Annotated in this window: 8 protein-coding genes; 4 read left to right on the top strand and 4 right to left on the bottom strand. The window is 68.7% G+C overall.

Annotated elements, in window-relative coordinates:
• Positions 1 to 1,043 (top strand): L-arabinose isomerase family protein (locus tag ACSIH6_RS23320; protein ID WP_435110436.1); only part of this gene is annotated, 1,043 nt, incomplete at its 5' end.
• A gap of 195 nt (positions 1,044 to 1,238) precedes the next feature.
• Here the strand turns inward: ACSIH6_RS23320 and ACSIH6_RS23325 are convergent.
• Positions 1,239 to 3,707 carry a glycoside hydrolase family 2 TIM barrel-domain containing protein gene (locus ACSIH6_RS23325; RefSeq protein ID WP_435110437.1) on the bottom strand — a complete coding sequence of 823 codons (2,469 nt, stop codon included), beginning with the start codon at positions 3,705 to 3,707 and terminating at the stop codon, positions 1,239 to 1,241.
• A 418-nt stretch (positions 3,708 to 4,125) separates the two neighbouring features.
• Here ACSIH6_RS23325 and ACSIH6_RS23330 point away from each other — a divergent pair, with 418 nt between their 5' ends.
• The 3 genes from ACSIH6_RS23330 to ACSIH6_RS23340 all read left to right on the top strand — a co-directional run bounded on the left by ACSIH6_RS23330 (position 4,126) and on the right by ACSIH6_RS23340 (position 7,139).
• The gene (locus ACSIH6_RS23330; RefSeq protein WP_435110438.1) at positions 4,126 to 4,998 is read left to right on the top strand and encodes an alpha/beta hydrolase; all 873 of its coding nucleotides are present in this window, start codon (positions 4,126 to 4,128) and stop codon (positions 4,996 to 4,998) included.
• 655 nt (positions 4,999 to 5,653) lie between these two features.
• On the top strand, positions 5,654 to 6,034 hold the full coding sequence (locus ACSIH6_RS23335) for a hypothetical protein (RefSeq protein ID WP_435110439.1): 381 nt from the start codon (positions 5,654 to 5,656) through the stop codon (positions 6,032 to 6,034).
• Positions 6,035 to 6,383: 349 nt separating this feature from the next.
• Complete coding sequence (locus ACSIH6_RS23340; protein ID WP_435110440.1) at positions 6,384 to 7,139, top strand: DUF2637 domain-containing protein; 756 nt, start codon at positions 6,384 to 6,386, stop codon at positions 7,137 to 7,139.
• Between the two features lie 343 nt (positions 7,140 to 7,482).
• Here the strand turns inward: ACSIH6_RS23340 and cas2 are convergent, their stop codons facing one another.
• Genes cas2 through ACSIH6_RS23355 form a run of 3 tightly spaced genes read right to left on the bottom strand, consistent with a single transcriptional unit; the run spans position 7,483 to position 9,691 of the window.
• Positions 7,483 to 7,785, bottom strand: a complete 303-nt coding sequence (gene cas2, locus ACSIH6_RS23345; RefSeq protein ID WP_435110441.1) for a CRISPR-associated endonuclease Cas2 — start codon at positions 7,783 to 7,785, stop codon at positions 7,483 to 7,485.
• 3 nt (positions 7,786 to 7,788) lie between these two features.
• Positions 7,789 to 9,276, bottom strand: a complete 1,488-nt coding sequence (cas1, locus tag ACSIH6_RS23350) for a CRISPR-associated endonuclease Cas1 (protein ID WP_435110491.1) — start codon at positions 9,274 to 9,276, stop codon at positions 7,789 to 7,791.
• A gap of 1 nt (position 9,277) precedes the next feature.
• Positions 9,278 to 9,691, bottom strand: a complete 414-nt coding sequence (locus ACSIH6_RS23355) for a hypothetical protein (protein WP_435110442.1) — start codon at positions 9,689 to 9,691, stop codon at positions 9,278 to 9,280.
• Positions 9,692 to 10,043: the final 352 nt, after the last annotated feature.

The raw sequence follows: 10,043 nt of genomic DNA on the forward strand, positions 1-10,043 counted from the left end.
ACGTCACCGCGGGCGTCGCCTCCTGGGCGCGTGCCGCCGCCGGGTGGGACGCCGCCCAGGGCCTGCGGCTCGCGCGCTTCGGCGACAACATGCGCTTCGTCGCCGTCACCGAGGGCGACAAGACCGAGGCCGAACTGCGCTTCGGGACGCAGGTCAACACCTGGGGCGTCAACGAACTCGCCGAGGCCGTGCACGCGGTCCCCTCATCGCAGGTCGACGCCCTGGTCGAGGAGTACGAGCAGACCTACGACGTGGTCCCCGAGCTCAGGTCCGGCGGCGAGCGCCACGACTCCCTGCGGTACGGGGCGGCGATCGAACTGGGCCTGAGGGGCTTCCTGGAGGCCGGGGGGTTCGGCGCCTTCACCACGAACTTCGAGGACCTGGGTGCGCTGCGCCAGCTGCCGGGGCTCGCCGTCCAGCGCCTGATGGCCGACGGCTACGGTTTCGGGGCCGAGGGGGACTGGAAGACCGCCCTGCTGGTGCGTGTGGCCAACGTGATGGGCGCGGGGCTGCCCGGCGGAGCCAGCCTGATGGAGGACTATACCTACCACCTGGTTCCGGGCCAGGAGAAGATTCTGGGCGCCCACATGCTGGAGGTGAGCCCCTCCCTCACCTCGCGCAGGGCGTCGCTGGAGATCCACCCGCTGGGGATCGGCGGCAGGGAGGACCCGGTGCGCCTGGTCTTCACCGCCGACCCGGGGCCCGCGGTCGTGGTCGCCCTGAGCGACATGCGCGACCGCTTCCGCATGGTCGCCAACAAGGTGACCAACGTGCCCTTGGACGAGCCCATGCCCCACCTGCCGGTGGGCCGGGCGCTCTGGGAACCCGCTCCCGACTTCGCCACCTCCGCCGCCGCATGGCTGACGGCCGGAGCCGCGCACCACACGGTCATGGCCACCACCGTCGGGATCGAGGTGTTCCGCGACTTCGCGGAGATGGCGGGCGTGGAGTTCCTGGCCATCGACGAGGGCACGACGCTGGAGGAGTTCCAGCGCCATGTCCGCTGGAACGCCGCCTACCACCGGCTGGCCCAGGGGATCTGACGACGGATCGGCCGTGCCCCGCCGTCCGGTTCCGGCAGGAAGGGAACCGGACGGCGGGGCACGTCGTGCTGCACACCTCGTCCGGGCGGTGCCGGGGACCGCGTCCACGGGGCAGCGGCGGTTCGAGCCCGCCGCCCCGTGCCGGGGAGGTCCGGAGCTACCCGCTCCATCTGGGGGTTCCGCGCGCGGGGCGCGTCACCGGGCGGTCAGCGTGACCGTCACCGGTTCGCAGTCCTCGCACCGGGCCGTGACCGTGATCGTTCCGGGGCCGGTCGGCCGGACCACGGCCAGGGCGCGTCCGCCGAACGTCAGGTGCTTGCCGTCGGTGAACCCCTCCTCGGTGACGGGGTTGGCGCTGCCCAGGGCCTGGAGCACACCCGGGCCGTCCACGGTGACCGAGACCGTGCGTTCGAGGTCGGCGCGGGTGACGCCGTCGGCGTCGGTGAGCTCAAGGGCGACGAAGGCCAGGTCCCTGGTGTCGGCGTCCACCCTGGTCCGCGGGGCACGGGCCCTCAGGTGGAGGTTCTCTCCGGCCGTGACCAGGTGGGAGCGTCCGCTCTCCCGGCCCTCGCGGTAGGAGACGGCGGTGAGCTCTCCCGGCTGGTAGGTCAGCTCGAAGTCGGCCCGGTACTTTCGCGTCTCGCCGACCCGGGCGCGGCCGACCACGGTGCCGTCCAGCAGGAGTTCGACCTCCTCGGCGTCGCTGTAGACCTCCACGTGCACGGGTCCGCCCTCGCTTCCCGGCCAGGTCCAGCTGTCGGTCACGTCGCTCCACGCCCACGGTGTGGTGACCCTGACGGCCTTGCCGTGGTTCTGGGGGTTCTGTACCGCGACGTAGGGGTCCGAGCGCAGACCGAAGACGATCTCCCGGTAGAAGGACACCGGGCGCCGCCGACCGGTGATGTCGATGTCACCGCACCACGCGGTCAGCGCGGGGTAGCCGGGGGAGAAGGAGCCACCGGAGGAGGTGTCGCCCTCCTCCTCATACCTGATCAGTCCGATCCCGGTCTCACCGAGGTAGTCCCACCCCGTCCAGGTGAAGTCGCCGAGCACGTGGCTGTGGGCCTCGACGAGCTCCCAGTTGGCGTCGATCCGAGGTGGCCACGTCTCGGTCCCGACGATGATGCGGTCGGGGAAGAGCTCGCGATCCATGGCGTAGCGGGCGTCCCCGTAGTTCATGCCCGCCACGTCCAGGACGGCGTAGGACTCCTCCGTGCGCTCCGTGGCCTGCTCGGAGGCCTGGATGTGTCCCATCATCTGCCCGAACCCGGCCATCATGGTGTTCACACCGCCTCCGGCTGCCTGGTCCTGCCCCTCGGCGCGGGCCTGGCGCTGCTGTTGCATTCCGGGCAGGACGACGTCCAGCAGGGAGACGAAGTTGTTGACGCCGTTGGTGACGAACCGGGTCGGGTCCAACGACCGGACCTTCTCCGCCAGGCGTCGGCCCCAGGCCGCGCCGACGCCGCTGCCGGTCTCGGGGATCTCGTTGCCGATGGAGTAGAAGACGACGCTGGGGTGGTTGAAGTCCTTGGCCACCAGGGCTTCGATGTCGCGCTCCCACCACTGGGCGAAGTCGGAGGCGTAGTCGAAGTCGGACTTGCCCGAGGTCCACATGTCGAACGTCTCGTCCATGACGAGCATCCCCAGCCGGTCGCAGGCGTCGAGCAGGGCGCTGCTGGCGGGGTTGTGGGAGCTGCGGACGGCGTTGAACCCGGCTTCCTTGAGCAGGGCGACCCGGCGCTCCTCGGCCGCCCCGATCGCGGCCGCCCCCAGGGGGCCGTTATCGGAGTGGATGCACGCCCCGCGGAGTTTGACCGGCTCCCCGTTGATCCGCAGGCCGTTGTCGGGGTCGAGTTGCAGGGTGCGGACGCCGAAGACCACGGTCTCCTCGTCGACGGTCTCCCCGTCCTGGTCCAGGCGGATCCGGACCGTGTACAGGTGCGGGGACTCCACCCTCCACCGCTCGGGGCGGGGAACGACCAGGCGGCGTCGGACCACCCCCTCCTCGGAGGGCAGCAGCGTGATCGGTGAGGTGGAGGTGGCCACGTCGCGGCCTTGGCCGTCGGAGACCACAGCGGTGAGCCGGGCCGTGGTCGTGGTCGGTCCGGTGTTGGCCACACGCGCGGCGACCTCGACCACGGCGCGCTCGTCATCGACGTCGGGGGTGCTCACCCGGACGCCGTCGTGGGCGATGTGGAGGGGGTTCTTCACCACCAGGCGCACGTCGCGGTGGATGCCGGCCCCCGAGTACCAGCGGCTGTCGAGGTGGGCGCGGCAGGCCACGCGCACCTCGTTGTCGGCGCCGAAGTCCAGGTAGGGGTCGATGCGCACGGTGAACCTGGAGTAGCCGAAGGCGTGCTGTCCGGCCAGGTGGCCGTTCACGTACACCATGGCGTCGCGGTAGACGCCGTCGAACTCCAGCAGGACCCTCCTGCCGCGGTCCCCTTCGGGGACGGTGAACGTCTTGCGGTACTCGAACGCCCCTCCCGGGTGGTAGGCGGTCGTGTCCCCGCGCGGGGTGTCGGGGCGCCGTGGCGCGGCGATAAGGGCGTCGTGGGGAAGGGTGACCTCCTGCCACTGGCTGCCGTCGGTACCTCCCAGCTCCTGGAACGCCGTGACCTTGGGGCGGAAGCTCCAGCCGCGGTTGAAGTCCTCGTTGGTCATCCCGTTCGTCCTTCCAGGGGAAGGCCCTCGCCGGTCGTGTGCGTCATCGCATTTCCTTCCTGGCCCGCTAGTAACGCGCGTTACTAAATGACATCATACTAAGTAACGCGCGTCAATGAGGAAGAAGGAGCGTCGGAATGCGCATGTCGGGCTTTCACGTGCCCAAGCGGTCAACCGTGTGCCGGGAGCGCCACACGAAAGTGCCGTCTCCGCCTGGGGCACCGCGCGCCCTGCTCACCGGCCCCGAGAACGCGTGCTTCGGACCGGCACACGCCGGTAGGGTCGCAGGGCACAGCGAACAGGTCCGGCACCGCTGTGTTCCCGGCCGTCGCCGCCTTGGGGGAACACGGTTCGTCGAGGAACACCGCGGACCGGACCGGGCCGCGCGTCCTGTGGGGGTGGACCGGTGAGAAGGGGTATGCGCGCGTCGGCGGTCGACGTGCTGACCCGCGGCCTGGACATCCGTGACGAAGCCGTGCCCGGCGAACACGGTCCCGTGCCCGTCCGCCGCTATGACAGGGCCGATGGCCCAACTGTGGCCGCGCTGGTGTGGGTCCACGGGGGCGCCTTCTCGCACGGGGGCCTCGACCAGCTCGAATCCCACGCGGTCGCCGCCGCGCTCGCCCAGCGCGGTGTAGGGGTCGTCGCGGTGGACTACCGGCGCGTTCCCGCGTGGAACTGGTTCCGGGACGCGCCCCCGGGGCCTCTGCCCGGGGTGCGCTACCCGCTGCCCCTGGACGACGTCGCCTCCGTCTACGAGACCGTGCGCCGTGCCCGCCCCGACGCCTGGCTCGGCGGAGCGAGCGCGGGCGCCTGCCTGAGCGCGGCCGCGGCCCTGCGCCTCGCCGCGCGGGACGCCACCGTGCCCGCCGGCCTGGTCCTGGCCTACGGCACCTTCCACGCCGCCCTGCCGCCGATCCCCGAGCACGTGCGCGCGCGGGTGCGGGGGCGGCACGGCCTCGCCCAGATCCGGGCGGCGACGGTGCGACGCATGAACCACAACTACGCGGGGTCGGCCGAGGCGATGGGCGAGCCGTTCGCCTTCCCCGGCGGCCACGACCTGCGCGGTCTGCCCGACACACTCGTGGTCGACGCCGACCGTGACACCCTGCGCGCCTCGGGGGAGGCCTTCGCGCGCGAGCTCGCCGCCGCGGGAGTGCCCGTGGATCACCACGTCGTGGCCGAATCGAGGCACGGTTTCCTCGACCGGCCGGAGGCCCCGTACTTCACCGAGGGCATCGCCCTCATCGCCGACAGGCTCACGGCCCCCCGGAAGGACGACAGCCCCTGATGCTTCCGGCCGTTGCCGCCGCGTCCTGCTGACCGCTGTGACCGGTGACTGGGGCGGAAATCGAGTGGCGTGTACTCGTCGTGCTCGGACGCTGGTGGCGGGAGGGCACGGTTGCTCTCACGGCTGGGGCGTACGATCCGGACGTCAGAACCAAGAAGGCTGGACCGAGGACCGAGCGGACCACGCGCAACCGGCATCAGCGACACCGTCAGTGCAACGTTGCTGACGGTCCGGAGCCCATTGGCCGCAGCAGCGCCGCGTACGGCGAGGCCCACTTTCCTTGCTGTGACCCGGCCTGGCAGGACGGGGCCGACTCGCGGGGACGTCTGAGCGCCTTCCGCTCGGGCATTCCGGGGTGACAGGTGTGCCAGGGCTGCTCGGTTGGTCTTGGCTGTTTTACCCGCCGCACGACGCAGCGCTCCATCAAGGCCTCTGCCCGCTAGGTGGAAGACAGGCGCGCCTTTGGTGGGGTGGAGGTGGGGTTGAAAGAGGGGCGCCCGTGGGCGTCCTCCGGTGACCGTTCCCGTTGTCTGGTGGCCGGGACTCGTGCCCTGGCCGCGTTTTTCGTGTTGTTGAGCGACCTTCCCTGACTCCCAGCGGCCTGGCGCGGCTTGACTGGTCGTCATTCGCGCTGATCGGTGCGTATGAGTTGTTGATGCGTGAGTTCCGTACGGCAGCGAGGAGCGTACGCGCTGCGTCCGCAGACGACGGACAGACAACGCAACCGATATTCGAAGCGAAGCCCGAGGAGGCTCAAGTCTCCGTCGCGTCGGACGCTTCGAAGCTCACCGATCTCCAGGTCGTGCACAACACGGAGGCTGGGCCTACCGCAGAGCCTGCCCTGTCACCGTTCCAGGCCAGGGCATGGCGGTGGGCTTCGGAACAGCAACAGGAAAAAGGTGAGTTGCCGAGCGGTCGTGAGATCGCGGCGCGCTTCTGCCGCAAGGAGCGTTGGGGCCGTCTGGTGAAGCAGCGAGGGCAACGCCAGGGCACCAACACCGACCTTTCAAAAAAGAGCCTGTGGGGCATGGGGTGAGGTCCTTGCCCGTGGATGCTTGACGTACTTCGGAGTAGGACAACCTGCACACACATCAACGTTTCCACCACATGCTGTACCAAGCTGTTTACCGCATGAAAATACCTTGCCGACTTGGACCATATGTGTTGGCGAGAAGAGTTTGCCTCGTCGACGGGCGCACTTCGGTGGCGAAGCAAACGGTGGCTGCTTGCTGGCGGCTGCCGTCGACCGGCACACGCATGGCGTTGAGGAAGCTGTGTTCTCAGTTGATGAGTGTGGGGGTTCGAGTCGGAGGCCGGACTCGTCAGGTACGTACATGCCGCTGACCTTGTCCGCGGACCTGGCGCTGGACGGGCGGTGACCTGGAATGGATTCTTCCCGCTGGTCCCGCTGGACAACCATCGCCGCCGTGCTGATGCTGGCCGTGATCGCGGCCGTGGTGAGCTACAGCCACATGTACGAACTCGCGTTGCGCCACGGCGAGCCGGAGTGGCGGGCGGCCCTGTTCCCATTGTCGGTGGACGGGATGATCGTCGCCTCCTCCATGACCCTGCTAAGCGACGCCCGCAACGGCCGCAAGGGCGGTCTGCTGCCCTGGGCACTGTTGATCATCGGATCGGGCGCCTCCCTGGCGGCCAACGTCGCGGTGGCCGACCCCACGATGTGGTCGAGGATCATCCACGCCTGGCCGTCGTTCGCACTGATCGGTGCCTATGAGTTGCTCATGCGCGAGTTCCGTACGGCTGCGAGGAGCGTACGCAGTGCGGACGCGGTGCGTACGCACACCGGGGACGGTACGGGAGAAGTAGACCGTGGAGTGGAGAGTGACCAGCGGCTCGGGCTGTACGTCGTCCCCGAACAGGAGGCGGGTCAGCATGAGGTGTTGGAGCCCACGGCTGGAGTGGACGGCAGGGTTCCGCCTCGGGTTCAGTCGCGGGCATGGCGGTGGGCTCTGGAACACCGTAAGGAGCACGGGTCCCTACCCACGGGTGAGGAGATCGCGGCGGCCTTCGACCGTAAACCTCGGTGGGGAAGGTTGGTCAGCCAGTGGGGCCGCGAGGGGAAGTTCGATTCGGTGATATCCGACAGAGCGGAGCCCGACCAGGTGCCTGCGGCACGTTGAGGTCTTATCGGCGGATTCTTTCCCTGCAGGCGGAAAGAAGCGAGGGGGCGGTTATGCCCTTCGGGCTTTGACGTCCTGCGGAACAGTGCTACAACGGCCTCGTCGTGCATGGTCACGAGTTTCCATGCCCTTCGGGCTTTGACGTCCTGCGGAACCCTTCCCGGATTTCACGGCCTCTGACCTGCGCCGACGCATCCCTTCTGCACGCGACTGGCTCCCACTATCCCCAAGAGTGCGTGACCCACGCAACATTCTGTCTCCGTGGGGCGGTGACCAGCATAAACGCCTTGCGCGCAAAGCGGGGTTTTCGGACCCGAACCAGATTCGGTGTACACGTCCCCGCTCACACGATCCAAAAGTCCTCCCGTTCCTCCAATCTACGATTGCCCAACACCATCACCTTGTCCAGATCCGGAACCCGCAGCGGGTACACCCGCACCTGGTCCTCATCGGGTTCGATCGCCTGCAGCAGCGCCTTGCGCAGCTCTTCAAACACGTGCGGCGAAGGCATCACGGCCTCGAACACGCTGTACTGCACCCGGGGCCCGTAGGCAGCCAACAACTCCGACACGCTCTGGCGGCGACCGTCGTCGGCCACGTCGTAGCACACCAGGTAGAACCGGCGCCGGTGCGGGTGCTCACCCATCACTCACCGCCAGACCAACGACGTGTAGGTGTCCTCACGTCCCGCGAGCACCCCCGCCAGAAGGCGTGCCTGCGCGGTCAACGCCATTCGGTAGGACACCCTGCGCCCCAACCCCGGATGGCGGACCAGCGTCAGCATCCGCTTCTCATACGCGGCCAGAAACACCTTCAACGTCTCCGGGGCCATCCGACACCCCTTCTCATCCTCCACCGGATGGTCGAACCCCTCCGGCGCCACCTTGCCTTTCAGTACCAGGGCGGTGACCACGCTGTCCACGACCACCGGCCGGAACTCCTCCATCAGATCCAACGCCAGACTGGCCCGCCCCTGGGCCAGGGAGTGCAGGAAACCGCCCTCGGGGTCGAGCCCGGCGATGTGGCAGGCCACCACGGCGTCGTTGAGCAACAACGTGTAGCCGAAGGAGAGCATCGCATTGACCGGATCCGGGGGCGGACGCCGCCGACGGTGGGCAAAACCCCACGCAGGACCGAGCATGCGCCCCCAACAGGCGAAGTAATCCCGGCTGGCCGCACCTTCGTAGCCCATCAACTCCGCGATTCCGCCCGCCTCGCCTGCCCGGACACGGGCCTGGGCCAAGCGCTCGGCCACCACGGACGCCTCTCCTCCCGCGTCCTGGGGAGCGGACGTCGAACGCGAGGCCCGCAGCAGGGCGGTGCGCTGGTTGGCGATCTTGCCCGCGACGAACACGCGCGCGAAGGCCAATGCCCGGGCGCCGTCCAAAGCGGTCTCGTACTGCGCCGCGCGCACGTGCACATCGGAGCCCAGCGCCCGGGACAGACGTCCCTGGAAGCGTCCGATGTCGTCCAGCAGCACCAGTTCCACCCCCTGGCGCAGCGCCCGGTGCAGGAACGGGGTGCTGAACCCCACCCGACCCACCCCCACGACCTGGCGGACCCGCTTGAGGTTGACCGACAGCAGCACCTCCTCACCGTGCTCGATCCGCACCCGGTCGCCCCGGCTGCGCACCAGCGCTCCGGGAGTGGTGACGTAGACGGTGGTCTCCAGCGGGCTGGCCCGCTCCTCAGCCGCCACCCCGTCGCGGGAGCCGACCGTGCGCTCGAGGAAGTCCACTCCCTCATCGAAGGAGACGACGTGGGACTTGTCGGTGTTCAGGTCCAGGCCCCACTCGGCCAGGGTCTCTGCCGCTGTGGCCAGAGCTTGTTCGGCTTCGGTGCGCGTGTGGGCGGGGATGGTGAAGTCGTCGGCGTAGCGCAGCACTTGGTGGCCGCGGCTGAGCATGGCCTTGTCGAAGGCGTCCAGGTACAGGTTGGTCAGCGCTGGTGACAGGGCGCTGCCCTGGTGCAGTCCCCGGCCCTGTCTGCGGCCTGAGCGTACCCGGGAGGCCGCAGGCCCGGTGGCCTCCCGGGAGATCAGGTGCTGCACCAGCAGGCACAGCTCGGCGTCGGGTACCAGCTCCTTGACGCGGGTGATGGCGGGCCAGCGGGGAATGCGCTCGAAGCAGTCGGTGATGTCAGCGCGCCACCCACCGGGCGCCCGCTTTACGGGCCTGGGTGAGGGCGCGTATCGCGTCGTTGACGCCGAGGCCGGAGCGGTAGGTGAAGCTCCACGGTGAGAGCACCGGGTCCAGGTACGGCTCGACGACTTCCAGCACGGCCCGTTCCACGATCCGGTCGCGCACGGCCGGGATCGCTAGCAGCCGGGTGCCGCCGGAGGACTTGGGTACCTCGATGGCCACCACAGGGCCGGGTGTGTACTCACCCGCCAGCAGTTGTTCGCTCAGCTCCACCAGGTTGCGCAGGGCGCCGCGTTCGAATTCCTGGACCTGGTCGGATTTGACGCCGTCCTCCAGGTCGTTGTCTCGGACCTCGTTCCATGCCGAGAAGAGGCGTTCGTTGTCCGCGACCTGGCGGAGCAGATTTCCCATCGCATTCACTCCCGAGAGCTTTGCAGAGTTTTCTTTCTACTCTGATGCCCTTCGGGCTTTGTTCCGCGTGGAAAGTCGCATTGGCGGTAACGGTGCGGACTGGCCGTGGTTTCCATGCCCTTCGGGCTTTGACGTCCTGCGGAACGCAAGACGCCACAGGACGTGCTACTCATGGCGCTGTTTCCATGCCCTTCGGGCTTTGACGTCCTTCGGAACAAAGATGGCCTGAGCTCGGCTGCGCAATGGGGGTTTCCATGCCCTTCGGGCTTTGGCGTCTTTCGGAACAGTAGTTGCTATGGGCATCTACGCCCTTTTAGGTGGTTTTCCATGCCCTTCGGGTTTTGACGTCCTG

The organism is Nocardiopsis synnemataformans (genome assembly GCF_965343085.1).
Classification (GTDB): domain Bacteria; phylum Actinomycetota; class Actinomycetes; order Streptosporangiales; family Streptosporangiaceae; genus Nocardiopsis; species Nocardiopsis alborubida.